Genomic DNA, 15,226 nt, shown 5'->3' on the forward strand with positions numbered 1-15,226 from the left:
GATTATGCTCGAGGATATTCTCTCCATCTGCCGAGAAGATTTGCACCTCTTTTTGGAGGCCGGCATTATGTTGACAGAAAGGCAACGTGATGCAGAGGCTGAGAAATTGATCACCTCTGCAAAAATCCTTGCACCTGACAGCATCGTCCCCGATCTTTGCTTCGGTCATTTTGCTATGCAGCGCATGCAATTTTCTGCGGCCATCTGTGTTCTCAACCGGGTGTTGAAGAAAGAGCCCGAGCATCCTCTTGCAATGGCTATGGTAGGGCTATGCTTGGCCTTCTCCCCTCAAACCCAAAAAGTGGGGAGAGAGATGCTAGAGTCTGTTCAAGAGAAGACCGATGATCGTGACGTTTTACGCATGTGTGAAATGGCTTCAGCTTGGATCAAAACAGACAATCGTTTTAAAAAATCGAAGTCAATTCTTATCCCCGGTTCAGAGAAATAAACATGTTTGGTCTTGAATTATTAGAAGTAGAGGTCCCTAATTTTGAGAAAGCATACTGCTTCCTAGATTATGTTAAAGACCACCAAGAGAGAGTTCGGATTCTTCAAAGAATAGAAAGAAAAATACAAAAAATAAGAAGCGCCCTCACCCGAGGAGTCCCCCAAGGCGAATTTATTAAAACAAAGATTTTGCTGGAAGGCTATCTGATTCTTCAGAGACTTTTAAAGGAAGTCAAATAGACTTCAGGGCAAGAAGCAGCCCTTTTTCCCCCAAAAGGAAGTCAGAAGTCGACTTTGAAACTTCTCTGAACAAATTGTTTGATCGGAATAGGGAAGAAGCCTTAAATAGGGGATAAGGCGTCATCCGCTTTATTCAGGCTTCGGGGAAGGGGGCTTTGAGATAAAATGCTTCTTCTTATTGCTAAGTAACCTATCAGTTCTGAAGACAGGGACCTATGTTTGCACAACATTATGCTGCTCAAGGAGCACTTACGACTAATTGGAATGTTTCACCTGACCAGCAGCCTTCTTGCGGGAAGTTGCCTGCTCCTACAGGTGATACACAAGAAGTTCTTTTTCAGAGGATGATGGAAGGTGTGACCACGCAAACCATTAATGCGGTTGCACTGATTGCTCCAGAAGAGATTATTAGAAAGATGGAGCAACAAAAGAGAAGATCGAAGCCTTCCGTCTTCCTTGCACGGAAGCAGGCAAGAAGAGCTGGAAGAGGAGGCTCCTTGGCGCGCTTTGAGAGTAGTGTTGCAGAAAGGCAAAAGCGACGACAACCTTCTCAGAACAAGACAGCTAAACAGAAAGAAATGCAACTAGCAGATAGTTTGAAGCGGATTTTCGGACAGTTCTGTGGTTTAATTGTTAACTCGGAACGCGATCTGTCGACATTGGAAAAGCAGTTGACTCATATGACGCAAAAAGATTCATCCTGGCATCCAGCTCAACTCTATCTTGTTCAGGTGCGTGTTTCGCACCTGTCGCAAAAGATTGAGTTTTTCACAAGCCTTATGAATAAGGCGCTTGAATCAAGCAAGCAGATCATGAACACGCAAATTTAAGAACGAAATTGCAGGAAACACACCCAATTTATCCGCCGAAATCGATCTGTCAGTGTTTTGAAAGAAGAACGGGACGAAGAATTTTTATAGGTCACGTTTCGTGGAAATAGACTTCAACGTTAAGGAAAGGCGCTATGGCTACTTCATCAGCAACCCCATTTGCTACGGCTTATTCAGGGCCGGAAAGCAGCCTTACTACAGCAGGCATATTTGAACTTGCGGTTCACGACTGGAACGTTTCTGATCAGAACCTCGGAGCTCTTCCAGTTACGAGATTGTTTCAGATCATTGGAAGTCAGGGAAATTTTAAAAAATCGAAGTCAATTCTTATCCCCGGTTCAGAGAAATAAACATGTTTGGTCTTGAATTATTAGAAGTAGAGGTCCCTAATTTTGAGAAAGCATACTGCTTCCTAGATTATGTTAAAGACCACCAAGAGAGAGTTCGGATTCTTCAAAGAATAGAAAGAAAAATACAAAAAATAAGAAGCGCCCTCACCCGAGGAGTCCCCCAAGGCGAATTTATTAAAACAAAGATTTTGCTGGAAGGCTATCTGATTCTTCAGAGACTTTTAAAGGAAGTCAAATAGACTTCAGGGCAAGAAGCAGCCCTTTTTCCCCCAAAAGGAAGTCAGAAGTCGACTTTGAAACTTCTCTGAACAAATTGTTTGATCGGAATAGGGAAGAAGCCTTAAATAGGGGATAAGGCGTCATCCGCTTTATTCAGGCTTCGGGGAAGGGGGCTTTGAGATAAAATGCTTCTTCTTATTGCTAAGTAACCTATCAGTTCTGAAGACAGGGACCTATGTTTGCACAACATTATGCTGCTCAAGGAGCACTTACGACTAATTGGAATGTTTCACCTGACCAGCAGCCTTCTTGCGGGAAGTTGCCTGCTCCTACAGGTGATACACAAGAAGTTCTTTTTCAGAGGATGATGGAAGGTGTGACCACGCAAACCATTAATGCGGTTGCACTGATTGCTCCAGAAGAGATTATTAGAAAGATGGAGCAACAAAAGAGAAGATCGAAGCCTTCCGTCTTCCTTGCACGGAAGCAGGCAAGAAGAGCTGGAAGAGGAGGCTCCTTGGCGCGCTTTGAGAGTAGTGTTGCAGAAAGGCAAAAGCGACGACAACCTTCTCAGAACAAGACAGCTAAACAGAAAGAAATGCAACTAGCAGATAGTTTGAAGCGGATTTTCGGACAGTTCTGTGGTTTAATTGTTAACTCGGAACGCGATCTGTCGACATTGGAAAAGCAGTTGACTCATATGACGCAAAAAGATTCATCCTGGCATCCAGCTCAACTCTATCTTGTTCAGGTGCGTGTTTCGCACCTGTCGCAAAAGATTGAGTTTTTCACAAGCCTTATGAATAAGGCGCTTGAATCAAGCAAGCAGATCATGAACACGCAAATTTAAGAACGAAATTGCAGGAAACACACCCAATTTATCCGCCGAAATCGATCTGTCAGTGTTTTGAAAGAAGAACGGGACGAAGAATTTTTATAGGTCACGTTTCGTGGAAATAGACTTCAACGTTAAGGAAAGGCGCTATGGCTACTTCATCAGCAACCCCATTTGCTACGGCTTATTCAGGGCCGGAAAGCAGCCTTACTACAGCAGGCATATTTGAACTTGCGGTTCACGACTGGAACGTTTCTGATCAGAACCTCGGAGCTCTTCCAGTTACGAGATTGTTTCAGATCATTGGAAGTCAGGGAAAGGTTGTCACGGACAAGATCCTTTCTATAGAGAACAACGGAAGCGGAAATCTCTCGATTGCAACCATGTTCGAGTTACAACTTAAGACACAACGTCTTTGCCAAATGACAGAGATGGGAACTTCCCTGACGACTGCCATTAGCGGATGTTTACAAAGCATCGCACGTAACACCAAGTAATTCCTTTTAACATGACTTTCTTCATTTTCCTGAGTCTTAGAGCCTTCTTTCTTTTGTCCCTGAGATACACCTACTTAGACCGTACGACCTGGAAAAGTAAAGGAGCCTTAAGCCTTCTCCCCTAACTAACAGGTTAGTTTCGGCTTGGTGGAGAGGGCTCTCACTCTAATCGACCTTGCCCTTAATCCGTTGATCGTTCATCTCTCTTTGGGTTTTGTGGAGATCAAAGGAGAAAGTGTGAGTGGGACCTTACCTCGTTTTCCCTCTGTCTTGATACAAGACATTGCACGTAACACCTGAGTAGTCTTAGTCTAGGTTTTTGAATATTCTTTTTTCTCAAACCTGATTCCTTAAAAGCCCCATGCAGTTGAGGCAGGAGAGAGAAAGTCGAGATAAGACTTGGGTGCCACGAATGAGTACAAGCCCGGTCTTTAGGTGATTAGGGAACCTCGCCCATGGACATGGACTTCACACGACATCTTTCGGATGCTCTTGACCTGGAAAGTATTGGGACCATGCAACTCGCTGAAGTCAATGGTCGCATTACTCAAGTGATGGGGATGTTGATCAAAGCGGTTCTCCCTGAGGCTATTGTAGGGGAGCTTTGTTTGGTCCAGAGAGAAAATGCTCCTCCTCTTCGGTGTGAAGTCGTTGGGTTCACAAAGGACGAAGTATTTCTTTCCCCTCTGGGAGAGATGTCTGGTGTAGCCCCCTCTTCAGAAGTCATCCGAACAAGGACGCCTCTCTCTGTACGAGTTGGACCTGGATTGCTTGGGCGAATTCTCAATGGGCTAGGTGAGCCAATTGATACGGAGGTCAACGGACCTTTACGAGATGTAGACACGCTCTACCCTGTTTACAAGAGTCCACCAGACCCTTTTAAGAGAAAAAGAATCATAGAGCCTATTTCTGTAGGTGTGCGCTGTATTGATGCTATTCTCACGTGTGGAGAGGGACAGCGTCTTGGTATTTTTGGGGCTGCTGGTGGAGGAAAGTCGGTTTTACTGGGTATGATAGCCAAGTATTCTCAAGCCGACGTCAATGTAGTCGTTCTCGTAGGCGAGCGTGGACGTGAACTACGTGATTTTATTGAAAAAGATTTAGGTACTGAAGGTCTAAAAAGATCTGTCATTGTTGTTGCCACGTCTGATCAAACGTCTCAAGTTCGTATGAACGCAGCTTACGTTGGGACAGCTATAGCCGAGTACTATCGTGACCAGGGAAAAAAAGTGATCCTCATGATGGACTCTGTTACTCGATTTGCTCGTGCAATTCGTGAAATTGGACTGGCTGCCGGAGAACCTCCTGCACGAGGAGGATTTACTCCCTCCGTCTTCGCAACTTTACCAAAGCTTATGGAAAGATCTGGCAACTCTGATAAGGGATCCATTACGGCCTTTTATACAGTTTTGGTAGCTGGAGACGATATGAATGAACCGGTTGCCGACGAAACCTTATCTATTCTCGATGGGCATTTCATCCTTTCCTCTGACCTAGCTCGTGTCCAACACTACCCAGCTATCGATGTCTTGCGTTCGAAAAGTCGTGTGATGAACACAATCACAACAAAAGAGCATCAGCAAGCAACGGTCAAATTATTAGAGGCCTTAGCTGTTTACAAGAAAAATGAGCTGCTGATCAACATGGGGGAATACAAGCGTGGTACGAATCGAGGTATAGACTACGCGATAGACCGACACGACTCTTTCAACCGCTTCCTTAGACAAAGTGCTGATGAGCGCTCTACCCTTGAAGAAGCTATCAAACAGTTAAAAGGTCTCGTTCGATAGGGCTCCTGACTATGTCTGAAAATCCGACTCCTGTTGTCTATCCTTTAGAGCAGGTCCTCGCTGTCAAAAAAAGACGAGCCGAAATCGCCGAAAGAGAGATGCATGAGAAACAAAACATCCTTCTTCAAGAGCGCGAACAGCTGCTGTACATTAAAAAACAGCGTGACCAGGTCAAGCAACATCATATAGATAAATTGAATCAATTGCGCTCCATTTTGGATCGTGAGGCGCGTACGAATGCTCTTCAACGCGCCCGTAACTACGTAGATCTTGTCGCAGAAAGGCTGCGCACAGAGGAAGAGCGCGTACAAAAGCAACAGCACCAAGTTGATACAGCAGAAGCAGCTTTCGAAATGGCCAGGCAAGTATGGTTGCAGCGCCGTAAAGAAGTCGAAAAAATCGAAAAACATCGAAAAGAATGGCTGCAAATTGCCTGGAAAGAATTCAGAAAAGAAGAGGCCAAGTACATCGAAGAAGTTGGAACCCTTATCTACATGTCGGTCCGGGCACGTAGTAAAGGGGAAGGCTCTCCTGACGAAATTGTCCTTTTCTAGACACAAAATCTCTCTACATGACAGCTTCCCTTCCACTCCGCTAAACCTCTTAAAGCTAAGCCTCAAGGGTAGAGACATTCTCTACCTTCTGTCCCCTTCTTTAGAGATTTCCTCTTAGTCTTTTGTTGACCCTCTTCTACAAGGTCATCCAAGTAAACAACAAGCAATAAGAAGAACCTTCTGGTATAGTTGGGCAGACCTCCTGCGGCTCGTTTGGGTTCAGGTGTCTAAAATCGGTCTGCCGTTTTATTAGGGGATGCTAATCCGCCACCTTAAAAAACTACTGACTACTTACGAGGTACAGATGTCTGACAGAGAAGCCATACTCCACTGGAACGATTCCAAATCGACTTACCAAGACCAATATCCCCCTTACCCGGCACAACAAGCCCATTCTTTGGCACAGAAAAAAAGCCCTCCACCCTTTGACCTTCGGCAGCTAACAGAAAAAAGCGATCCTCGCAGGAAAAGCTCTTCTTTTCTTCAAAAAAGAAAGAAAGAGGACCGCCGTGAATGGTTTGCAGAGGGATCCTTTAATCCGTATTACATGCATACTCTTCCCCAGGACTACTCTTTTACGCTTCAAGAGACGACAGATTTCGCTATAGGAGAGATTCCCTGCGATATAGGAATAAGCCGAGAGCATCTTTGCTCTGCCGTCCTTCTGAAAGACGGGCATGAAAACGCAACTCGTTCTCTTCAGGCTTTTGTTGTTTCTGAGCTACAAGAGCAAACCATCCCGGGAGAGATAGAGTGGCATTTCGAAGAGGATCGACCTAACGAAACATTGGTTTTAGTGGAAAAAAGAGGAGAAATTGAAGAAGGACCAGATTCTGCTTCTATGACAGACACATCGGATAACAGGGAGGAGCTTCTTCCATCTCAGGAAGTCGAGAGAGGAGGCGAAAGTGAAGAGTGCCCATTCGTTGTCGATGTAGAAGAAGATGAGGAAATGGAAGCATTAGACCTCTCCTCTCTTCAGCTACCTCCCCCACCTTTGCAAGAGATACAAGACGCTTCTGAGCTTTTTGAAGAAGTGGAGATGTTACAAAAAGTCGATCTTGACATAAAAAACGAGGAACTTCACTCACTAGACGGACTCGCGAAAGTGGTTCAACAAACACACAATCAAATGCGGGGAGAGCAAACCATCGAGATCGATATCCCCATTACAGGTGCAGAAGATCCTATCCACATTGCTTTAACAACGTATCAGACAGCTCCCACTGAGTATAACCTAGCTTTAACAGGAATGCCCCCTTCGGCTGTGATATGGGCACTTAAGAATAAAGCGGCTCTTATTGGACAATTAGCAGCTCGTGGTATTCGGGTTCATCAGTTGTTGCTTTCAGAGTCTAATCGTCATGGAGCTCTTCATGTTCGGGGCGCGCGCTCCAAAAAGCAACGCATCGGGCGCACCGTTCTTAAAGATGGCCCAAGTAATTAATAGAGCCTCTTGAACTGGGAAAATGTGTTCGATAGAACTTTGTACCGAATAAGGATGGGATTGTGTCAGATTGGTTGGAAGAACTTAGTCAGAAACTTTTAGGGGCAAACAGAACAGCAGGGTGGACAACATTACGAGATCCCGAGAAAGAGGTTCTTTTTGCAAATAAAATTTTTTCAAAAGCTCCTTTTCTTAGCTCTTATCGGCTCAATTTTGTGTCAGCACAGAAAAGTGGACTAGAGGGTGTTGGTTCTAATCCGTGTTACGCTCGTGTGGAACTAACGGGTGTTGCAGATAGCGCACATCTCTTCATCCCTTATGACCACCTGACTAATCTCTGTGTTCAGTCTTTTGGAGAAGCTGCTGCTCAAGACTCTGATTTTCTTCATGCTTTTCTCAAGTTCTTCTTAGTCGAAGCCCTTCTCCATTTGCAGAAACACCCTCTGTTAATGGGACGAGCTGCTTCTCTTTTAGAGTGTCATGCCGGAGTTTCCCTAGAAAACTTCAAAGTCTTCAAACCCGCTTCAGCAGTCGATCTTATTTGGTCTACGGAAAACAATTCTGCCTACCTTCCTATGCGCCTTGTCTTTTCTCCGGCTTTCGAAAAAAGTTGGAAAGAAAACTGGGCTAGAAGCGAAGGTGCACAGAGAGAGTATCTGAGTCGTCTTAAGGCTCTCCCAGTTACTCTCCATCTCCAAGCTGCTTTTGCGGAGCTTTCACCTAAAGATGTGTCCCAACTTGCCGTTGGTGATTGGATCGTCTTGGAAAAAGTCGGCTTTGATTCCACCCACGATTGGGTGACGGTGATGATTTTCGCCGAAGGGATCCAGATCGGGGTCGGGACCTTTGACGGAAAAGAGCTAACAGTTCGGGATCTTTCTCCATCTGCAACACATCAAGCTATTCAAGGGAAGAGAGACGCTCAAAATAGAAAAGTGTAGTAGTCTCCACCTCGAGATAGGCTAGAAACAAACAATTAAGGTGATCCGAGTTATGCTGTTGTCAGTCGAAATTGCGCAACTGTCCACCGATATGGGAACAATGCTAGAGATGAGACCTGGGATAAAAATCCCTACTGCAGAAGTTTTTTCTTCGAAAATTGTTCTACTTCTCGATGGCCAAAAAATAGGTTACGGAGAAGTTCTTAAAATTGGCAATACGTGGGGCATTCAAGTTACAGAACTTGAAAGAGCTACAGCTCGTTCACAGCAACCAGAGAATGGAAACATATAGAGGTTACTCCCTTCTTCTAGAGCAATGGTTATGTATCCGTCTCCCTAAAACGTCTCAAGGCACCCGTCTTATCCAACAACAAATTCCCCTTCTCCAACTACTCGAGCCTGTACAATACGTGGAAAGGATTGTGCCGGAGATGGTGTCACAAACACATACCTATCTCGCAACCTATTGGATTGAAGGATACCCTTCTACCCATTTGATGAGACAATCGAACGTCTCCCTGGAAGAAAGGCTCCAATGGGTCTTTACCTTTGCTGAAATCATTCAGGCGTTGCACGAGGTCAACATTGTCCATGGTGATTTGCAGCCTGAAAACATCTTGATTTCCAAAGAGCATCCTGTCCTAATCGATTTCGAGTTGGCATTCCAACTAAACCAAAGCCCATGCTACACTTTCGGCGGAACAGGCTCTTATATGAGTCCTGAAGTACGTTTAGGAAGAGTGTGTGACAAAAAATCAGAACAATACGCCCTTGCACTTCTCTCTTATGAGTGGCTTGTGCAGGGGTTTTGCTTTGGCCACCCTGATCTCTCGCGCTTACCATTCCGGCTCCGCTTGCCCTTTCAGCGAGCTTTGCAAGCAGACCCATGTCACCGGTTTCCTTCGGTCGCCCTTTTCGCAAGAGCTCTTCGTTCTGCTTGGGAGGAAGCTACTCTTGTGAAAAGTGATTTTTTTCAAAAATCTTGATAATAAGAATTCTTTTGTGACAAAGAGGGGCTTGATAGCCCCTAGTACCTAAGGTGTCCTCCGGAGGATCTTTCTGAACATGTCTACTACTCAACTCTCCCCAAAGCCTAAGTTCTGGGCCCCGCTTAAAGCTTCTAGTAAATTTTTGATTTCCTCTCTTTTTATTTTACAGTTACTCTTCCCCGTTCTGCAATGGGCTTCCCCTTCTCCTAAAGGGACAGAGCAAGAAGGCTATCTGGTTCAATTTTCAGATATCTCTTTGTCTGAATTGGTGCGCTTTGTCAGTGATATGACAGGGCATAACTTCGTCTATTCCGAGGCAGATCTCATTGGTCGCATTACACTTACAGCGGAACAGCCAGTGACCTCTGAGGAACTTTTGAGCTTGCTCTTTCGGATCTTACATGTAAACAAAATGGAAGTTTTCAAAGAGCACGACCATTTTCTGATCTTCCCTGCAACACGAGCAAAATCGGCTACGCCTATTTTGAGTCCTAGCGACTCGATTCATGAAGCTGATAACTTTCTTGTAACTAAGGTCTTCCAAGTTCGTCATACAGATATCAGCAAAGTTAAGGATCTTGTTGCTAAGATCATCAGTCCTGGGGCACTGATTGAAGTTTTAAACGAGACACGCTGTCTCATCGTGAACGACGTACATGAGAATATTGCACGTGTCGATCAGCTGTTAAGGAGTATCGAGCACGAAAATTTTGATGTCGGTTTCCAAACTTATTTTGTTAAGAAAATGAGTGCAGAGCAACTGAAAGAGGTGGCTACAAGTATACTCCCCCCCTTTACAAAGGGATTAGAAGTCACACTTGTAGCGAGTCCAACAAGTCAAGCCATTCATATCGTTGCCGCTAAAAGCTTGATGCCAAAGATCCTATCCATTCTCAAAGGGATTGATGTCGAAGGCGGTCTTTTACAGAAGGCCACTCCTTCTGGACCTCTTTCGTATCAAGCTCCTTTTGTCGAAGAGGAAACAGAAAAAATTTCTCAAGCGGCCCAAAAATTGCTCAAGACTATTCAGAGTAATTTTGAAGAGAAAATTACATTCAAGCTTCAAGAACGTGAAAAACTTGTTCGAGAGATTGAAGAAGGGCAAAGAAGGATTCAAGCTCTAGAAACAAAAATTATCGCTCTCGAGGGCCATCCTGAGCTGCAGGGAGAAAAAGACGAAACTACAGAATCTCAGAGAGAAGCCTCCTCTCTTTTGAAAAACGAGTTGGAAAACATGCAGCTCCAACATGGAGTGACCGTCAAATGCCTGAAGGATTGTGATCAGATTTTAAATGATCTCCAGAATGAACTCGTGCTCGTCCGCAAATACATCCCCGAGGCCAAGGTCGAGGAAGAGGAGCTCATTCCTGAAACAACTCCTTTGAGCCAAGAAGAGAATAAAGGCCATTCCAATGCAGAGGCCTATCAGTTGCGTTTTGAGGGCATGGAAGAACTTGCTCTTCTTCGGGAAGAATTGAAAGAGATGCAACGCACGCAGAAGGAACAGGAAGAGAAAAAAGAGGAACACCCGGAGCAGGGACAAATTTTGTCCTATAGAATCCAATATAAGTCAGGAAAGAGCCTGACAGATGCTCTTTCAGTTTTGAGCTCAAACCTTAGCGCAAATAAACTTGCTCCTCCTAGTTTAATCTCTGCTCTGCAAAGCGTCCAATTTGTAGAACAAAGTAATCAGCTCCTATTTTTAGGCGACCATTACACGTTAGAGCGTGTACAAGACATCTTGGCTATTCTGGACATCCCCATTCGACAAGTTCTGGTCGAGCTTCTCATTGTGGATGCCTCCATCGAGAAGGCATTAGAGTTTGGAATTGACATCGGGGCTCTTTTTCGCGGAACAGAGGGGAACTGGGCCGGTTTTGGTAACTCTAATCAGGCAGACAGTGGCCTTACAGAAGTTTTGCTCAATGCACATGGGACAGAAGACTCTATTGCGCCTGAGTGGGCAGGACAAGGATCTGCCTTTTCCTCTGGAGTCATTGGTCGTTTCATCACATATCAAGGCAAGATTTTTTCTACTTTAGGCAGCCTTGTCCAAGCGCTCAAGGCAGATGGTAACATTCATGTTGTTATGAACCCGAAAATTCTCTCTGAAGAGAATAAGTCAGCTAGTTTCTTTGTTGGGGAAACAACTCGAATCAAAACGAACACACAGAAAGGAGAGGGTGCTGGTCTGATTGTTAGTGGATTTGAAATGCGCGATATTGGATCATCCATTCAGGTGACCTCTCGTATCAATAACGATCAAACGATCAGCCTAAACATTCAGCAGGAGATCAGCGAATCTCATCAGCTACCAGGTTCATCAGACATGTCAGCCGTTCTTCCTGTGACCAAGACAAGTCGAACGCAGACAGAGGTTCTTGTTCCCAACAGGGGCTTTGTCATTTTAAGTGGCATCACACACGAAAAAGTCAGAAAGACAAAAGCGACCATCCCCTTCCTTGGCTCCATTCCATTCATTTCTGCCCTGTTCAGTAAAAGTGTCCATACAACAGACAAAAGAAATCTTTTGGTCTTTATTCGTGCTCAGATCATCTACGATGCCAACGATACCCAAAGCATTCTTAATGCTTCCAAGAAAGTGTTCGATGAGATTTCGTCCCATTTTGACTCTTTTGAAGAAAAATTTAACCTTTTCTCCCCTCCTGTTCTGTAAAACTCTTATTCCCCGTATACTGGCTCCCCTCCTGTGGAGGGATTATTGTGTTGCCTGTACTTGCCATTGTCGGACGTCCAAACGTTGGAAAGTCAACGCTGTTTAATGCCATTTGTGGACACCGTCTTTCCATTGTTGAAGCTTCTGAAGGGGTAACTCGTGATCGTCTTTATGCTCAATCGAGCTGTTTGGGCAAAGAATTTACCTTCATCGATACGGGGGGCATGGTTCCAAGCGACGACCCTCTGACACAACAAATTTTCAAACAGGCACAAATGGCCATCGAAGAAGCTGATGTGGTGATTTTAGTTGTGGACGTTCGGGCCGGACTCGTTGGTCTAGATCAAGAACTCATCGAACTTCTTCGGAAAAGCCAGAAGCCGGTTTACGTGGCTGCTAATAAAGTAGATACAGAGAAATGGCGCCTCTTTGCGCACGATTTCGAAGTGTCTGGCTTTCCAGTCTACCCTATATGTGCGGCACAAGGGACGGGCGTTCTAGAGCTTCTAGAGTGCGCTCTTGCTCCTTTTAAGACAAAAGAACAAGAGGAGGAAAAAGAGCAGTCTATTCGCACGGCGATTTTGGGTAGACCGAATGTAGGTAAGTCCACCCTAATGAATCAGATTTTGGGTTCTGAGCGTTCTGTGATCGGGGAGTATGCTGGAACGACTACAGATAGTGTAGACTCTCCCTTTTCTTGGAACGATCAAAACTTTATCTTGACGGACACGGCTGGCATTCGACGAAAGAAACGGGAGAATATCCTACTGGACAAGCTCTCCTTTATTCGAACAGAACGAGCTTTAGAGAGAAGTGATGTTGCTGTTCTGGTCCTGGATGCCATGACAGGCGTTACAGCCCAAGAAAAGCGCATCGCCCAAATGGTTTTTGAATTCGGCAGGGGTTGTGTTGTCTACCTCAATAAGTGGGATCTGAGCCAAGGGAAGAGGATGGAGCACGCCATTAAGGCACTCGAACTAGAATTGCCTTTTCTAAGGAAGGCTCCCATAGTGGTGGGCTCGGCAAAGGAAGGCCGAAACATAGAAGTCTTGCTCCAAGCCATTTTGGATGTTTATTCTTCATATAAAAAAAGGATTTCAACAGGAGAGCTCAATCGCTTCTTGGCAGAAACAGTGGCTGCACATCCACCTCCTGCCGTGCAAGGGAAGCGCTTACGTCTTTACTACATGACTCAGGCCGGAACGGCTCCCCCAGAGTTTGTTGCCTTTGTCAATACGACGTCTTGTGTTTCAGAAAGTTGGCAACGCTTCCTTCTTAACCAGCTCGCCTCCTCTTTTGGCTTTCAAGGCGTCCCCATTCGCTTCTATTTGAGAGGTAAGCCGCCCCGTCGAGGCAACAAAGATTAATCAAGAATTTATCGTGGTGCCTATGTATAAGCCTATGTATAAAAAGAGAGATCCGGTGGAATGCTTACAGAACCGTCTTACGCACTAGAAGAGCAGGCAGAGCAAGAGAAAGAGGAAGCCTCTCTCTGGGCGGTCCTTTCTCAGCTCTATTTGGATGCAGGTATTCACCTTCTCTTTTCAGGTCTTGTTCTCATGTTAGCTAGGCCTCCATCTTTACGGCGTTTTCTTTCTATTTCTTTTTGTCTAGCTCTTTGGGGCTGTGCTTTTTCCTTTTGGCTTGCCCAGCTATCGATGCAAAGAGCACATAGTATTTTAGAGCAAGAATTGGCACGTATCCGAGTCAATCGGAAACAAGCCAAATCCGATTTAAGGACTATTTTCGCCCAGTTAGGAGAACCTGCAGCAAGTCAATTCGTTGACATTATCTCCACGGATGATTTTACATTTGTCAAGCTACTCCTATCTGGACGACATGGTCTCCACCCTCATAGTTTGCCCCATCCGAGCCAACATGCCTTGGCAGGTTTTTGTGGCTCTCTTATTGGGTCTGCGTGTGTTGCTCTCTCCTCGATCTTTAGATTTCCACTTGCCTTGTTTCCAAGCGCTTTGTGTATTGGGGGATTGGGAGGCTATATCTTAGGGAAAGCGTATCGAAATGATTTGCTCTCTTCCTTTGTCTGGATGGCGAGCATTGTTGAGATGATTGCCGCTATCATCTTCTTAACAGAGTGAAAAGTAAGGTTAAACCTGTGACCGAGATGTTAGGAAAGCCGCCCCTAGATTCACGAACTTTTTTTTCTAATTGCAGTGTGGTCTGGGAGAAGCATTTTTCGACAGCTCTTTCTCTGCTCCTCAGCGCCCTTTTTCTTCTCTCTTTCCTTCCCCAAACAGCAGATTATCTGCTTCCGATTCTCTACTGTGCTTGTGGTACACCGGCCCTTCTCTCTTCCATCCAAGAGTTACAAGAAAGATCCTTCTCTATTGATGCTCTCATGTCTCTTGCTGGCTTCTTAGCTCCCTTAATTGGGCGGGTGAGAGAAGGAAGTTTTCTTCTGCTTCTTTTTTTCCTCTCTAAAGAGCTGGAAAAGAAGATCATTTACAAAGCAACCGACTCCGTTCGTCTAGCTCAACTACATACACCACAACGAGTTTGGGAGAGCAAAGAAGGCAAGCTCCATCCTGTTCATATTCGAGATGCCTATGTAGACATGCAAATTGCCGTCCACGCGGGAGAGATGATCCCTCTCGACGGCATTGTCCTTTCGGGACGATCTGAGGTTACTACGACGCAATTAAATGGAGAATTGAATCCGATTCATCGAGGTCCTGGAGACCCTGTTTATTCTGGTTCGTATAATAAACAAGCTCTTCTTCTCATTCGCGTGACAAAGAAGGCAACCGACTCCACATTAGAGCGATTGATCCATCTGATTACAGAGGCGAAGAGCGAGATACCTTCTTCCCACCTTCTTCTGACACGTTATCAGAACCAGTATGCTCTGGGAGTATTGGTTCTTTGTTTCTTATCGTTTCTTGCTTTGCCCTATTTACTTTCCAGTTGTTCCTTTTTGGGCCCTGGAGGTTCGTTTGAAAGGTCACTGACTCTTCTTATCGCTCTCTCCCCTTGTGCCCTTCTGATTGCTGTTCCTTCTTGTTATTTGAGCTCAATCAGCTGTTGTACACGTCGAGGCATCGTGGTCAAGGGCACGAAGCACTTAGAGCTTTTGCCCTTTATCAACACTGTCGCTTTTGATAAGACAGGAACTTTAACAGAGCCATGTCTCCATCTACAGTCTTTTGTCTGTTGGACTAGCCAAGGAGAAAAGGCAGAACCTCCACTGAAAGCTTTACAAGCTCTTGTTCAGCTGGAGGAGCAGAGTCTCCATCCTATTGGACAATCCATTTTATTGGCTCTCAGTAAGCGCGTCGAACAGGCTCCTTCTCTTTCCTTTGAGAAAATCGAACAACTACCTGGCCAAGGCGTGACAGCTTCTTTGGATGGCTTTTCTCTCTGCATAGGAGAGTGGCATCTTGTAGCTCAAT

At 45.1% G+C, this 15,226-nt stretch carries 18 protein-coding genes; all 18 read left to right on the plus strand.

What is annotated here, in order from left to right; all coding sequences use genetic code 11:
* Window positions 1–4 precede the first annotated feature (4 nt).
* The gene (locus tag HAT2_RS00345; protein ID WP_114544065.1) at window positions 5–448 is read left to right on the plus strand and encodes a tetratricopeptide repeat protein; all 444 of its coding nucleotides are present in this window, start codon (window positions 5–7) and stop codon (window positions 446–448) included.
* A 2-nt stretch (window positions 449–450) separates the two neighbouring features.
* Window positions 451–687, plus strand: a complete 237-nt coding sequence (locus tag HAT2_RS00350; RefSeq protein ID WP_114544066.1) for a DUF5398 family protein — start codon at window positions 451–453, stop codon at window positions 685–687.
* A 215-nt stretch (window positions 688–902) separates the two neighbouring features.
* Window positions 903–1,517 carry a hypothetical protein gene (locus HAT2_RS00355; protein WP_114544067.1) on the plus strand — a complete coding sequence of 205 codons (615 nt, stop codon included), beginning with the start codon at window positions 903–905 and terminating at the stop codon, window positions 1,515–1,517.
* 134 nt (window positions 1,518–1,651) lie between these two features.
* Window positions 1,652–1,867: a hypothetical protein gene (locus HAT2_RS00360; RefSeq protein ID WP_114544068.1), complete on the plus strand. Its 216-nt coding sequence runs from the start codon at window positions 1,652–1,654 to the stop codon at window positions 1,865–1,867.
* Between the two features lie 2 nt (window positions 1,868–1,869).
* Entirely contained in the window at window positions 1,870–2,106 is a 237-nt protein-coding gene (locus HAT2_RS00365; protein ID WP_114544066.1) for a DUF5398 family protein, read from the plus strand.
* A 215-nt stretch (window positions 2,107–2,321) separates the two neighbouring features.
* Window positions 2,322–2,936, plus strand: a complete 615-nt coding sequence (locus HAT2_RS00370; protein ID WP_114544067.1) for a hypothetical protein — start codon at window positions 2,322–2,324, stop codon at window positions 2,934–2,936.
* A gap of 134 nt (window positions 2,937–3,070) precedes the next feature.
* The gene (locus tag HAT2_RS00375; RefSeq protein ID WP_114544069.1) at window positions 3,071–3,418 is read left to right on the plus strand and encodes a DUF5407 family protein; all 348 of its coding nucleotides are present in this window, start codon (window positions 3,071–3,073) and stop codon (window positions 3,416–3,418) included.
* Between the two features lie 144 nt (window positions 3,419–3,562).
* Window positions 3,563–3,718: a hypothetical protein gene (locus HAT2_RS03805; RefSeq protein WP_181860263.1), complete on the plus strand. Its 156-nt coding sequence runs from the start codon at window positions 3,563–3,565 to the stop codon at window positions 3,716–3,718.
* Between the two features lie 161 nt (window positions 3,719–3,879).
* Window positions 3,880–5,208, plus strand: a complete 1,329-nt coding sequence (gene sctN / locus HAT2_RS00380) for a type III secretion system ATPase SctN (RefSeq protein ID WP_114544079.1) — start codon at window positions 3,880–3,882, stop codon at window positions 5,206–5,208.
* A gap of 11 nt (window positions 5,209–5,219) precedes the next feature.
* The gene (locus tag HAT2_RS00385) at window positions 5,220–5,762 is read left to right on the plus strand and encodes a type III secretion T3S chaperone (protein WP_114544070.1); all 543 of its coding nucleotides are present in this window, start codon (window positions 5,220–5,222) and stop codon (window positions 5,760–5,762) included.
* Window positions 5,763–6,066: 304 nt separating this feature from the next.
* Entirely contained in the window at window positions 6,067–7,209 is a 1,143-nt protein-coding gene (locus HAT2_RS00390) for a hypothetical protein (protein WP_114544071.1), read from the plus strand.
* 62 nt (window positions 7,210–7,271) lie between these two features.
* Complete coding sequence (locus HAT2_RS00395) at window positions 7,272–8,150, plus strand: hypothetical protein (RefSeq protein ID WP_114544072.1); 879 nt, start codon at window positions 7,272–7,274, stop codon at window positions 8,148–8,150.
* 52 nt (window positions 8,151–8,202) lie between these two features.
* Window positions 8,203–8,442, plus strand: coding sequence for a FliM/FliN family flagellar motor switch protein (locus tag HAT2_RS00400; protein ID WP_114544073.1), 240 nt, complete (start codon window positions 8,203–8,205; stop codon window positions 8,440–8,442).
* Window positions 8,429–9,136 (plus strand): serine/threonine protein kinase, encoded by a 708-nt coding sequence (locus tag HAT2_RS00405; protein ID WP_114544074.1) that lies wholly within the window; start codon window positions 8,429–8,431, stop codon window positions 9,134–9,136. Before HAT2_RS00400 ends, HAT2_RS00405 begins: the two co-directional genes overlap by 14 nt.
* A 79-nt stretch (window positions 9,137–9,215) precedes the next feature.
* Window positions 9,216–11,816 (plus strand): type II secretion system protein GspD, encoded by a 2,601-nt coding sequence (locus HAT2_RS00410; protein WP_114544075.1) that lies wholly within the window; start codon window positions 9,216–9,218, stop codon window positions 11,814–11,816.
* Between the two features lie 47 nt (window positions 11,817–11,863).
* Window positions 11,864–13,183 carry a ribosome biogenesis GTPase Der gene (der, locus tag HAT2_RS00415; RefSeq protein ID WP_181860264.1) on the plus strand — a complete coding sequence of 440 codons (1,320 nt, stop codon included), beginning with the start codon at window positions 11,864–11,866 and terminating at the stop codon, window positions 13,181–13,183.
* A 60-nt stretch (window positions 13,184–13,243) separates the two neighbouring features.
* Complete coding sequence (locus HAT2_RS00420; protein WP_114544077.1) at window positions 13,244–13,915, plus strand: hypothetical protein; 672 nt, start codon at window positions 13,244–13,246, stop codon at window positions 13,913–13,915.
* A gap of 77 nt (window positions 13,916–13,992) precedes the next feature.
* Window positions 13,993–15,226, plus strand: a 1,234-nt coding sequence (locus HAT2_RS00425) for an HAD-IC family P-type ATPase (protein ID WP_181860265.1), incomplete at its 3' end; no start/stop codon positions are given.

The organism is Candidatus Similichlamydia laticola (assembly GCF_003339615.1).
In the GTDB taxonomy this organism is placed as follows: domain Bacteria; phylum Chlamydiota; class Chlamydiia; order Chlamydiales; family Parilichlamydiaceae; genus Similichlamydia; species Similichlamydia laticola.

Bases quoted from the DNA above. Each gene is read 5' to 3' on its own strand.
- HAT2_RS00350 (WP_114544066.1), top strand. From the start codon at position 451: ATGTTTGGTCTTGAATTATTAGAAGTAGAGGTCCCTAATTTTGAGAAA.
- sctN (WP_114544079.1), top strand. From the start codon at position 3,880: ATGGACTTCACACGACATCTTTCGGATGCTCTTGACCTGGAAAGTATT.
- HAT2_RS00365 (WP_114544066.1), top strand. From the start codon at position 1,870: ATGTTTGGTCTTGAATTATTAGAAGTAGAGGTCCCTAATTTTGAGAAA.
- HAT2_RS00400 (WP_114544073.1), top strand. From the start codon at position 8,203: ATGCTGTTGTCAGTCGAAATTGCGCAACTGTCCACCGATATGGGAACA.
- HAT2_RS00370 (WP_114544067.1), top strand. From the start codon at position 2,322: ATGTTTGCACAACATTATGCTGCTCAAGGAGCACTTACGACTAATTGG.
- HAT2_RS00355 (WP_114544067.1), top strand. From the start codon at position 903: ATGTTTGCACAACATTATGCTGCTCAAGGAGCACTTACGACTAATTGG.
- HAT2_RS00410 (WP_114544075.1), top strand. From the start codon at position 9,216: ATGTCTACTACTCAACTCTCCCCAAAGCCTAAGTTCTGGGCCCCGCTT.
- HAT2_RS00385 (WP_114544070.1), top strand. From the start codon at position 5,220: ATGTCTGAAAATCCGACTCCTGTTGTCTATCCTTTAGAGCAGGTCCTC.
- HAT2_RS00375 (WP_114544069.1), top strand. From the start codon at position 3,071: ATGGCTACTTCATCAGCAACCCCATTTGCTACGGCTTATTCAGGGCCG.
- HAT2_RS00360 (WP_114544068.1), top strand. From the start codon at position 1,652: ATGGCTACTTCATCAGCAACCCCATTTGCTACGGCTTATTCAGGGCCG.
- HAT2_RS00405 (WP_114544074.1), top strand. From the start codon at position 8,429: ATGGAAACATATAGAGGTTACTCCCTTCTTCTAGAGCAATGGTTATGT.
- HAT2_RS00345 (WP_114544065.1), top strand. From the start codon at position 5: ATGCTCGAGGATATTCTCTCCATCTGCCGAGAAGATTTGCACCTCTTT.
- HAT2_RS00420 (WP_114544077.1), top strand. From the start codon at position 13,244: ATGCTTACAGAACCGTCTTACGCACTAGAAGAGCAGGCAGAGCAAGAG.
- HAT2_RS00390 (WP_114544071.1), top strand. From the start codon at position 6,067: ATGTCTGACAGAGAAGCCATACTCCACTGGAACGATTCCAAATCGACT.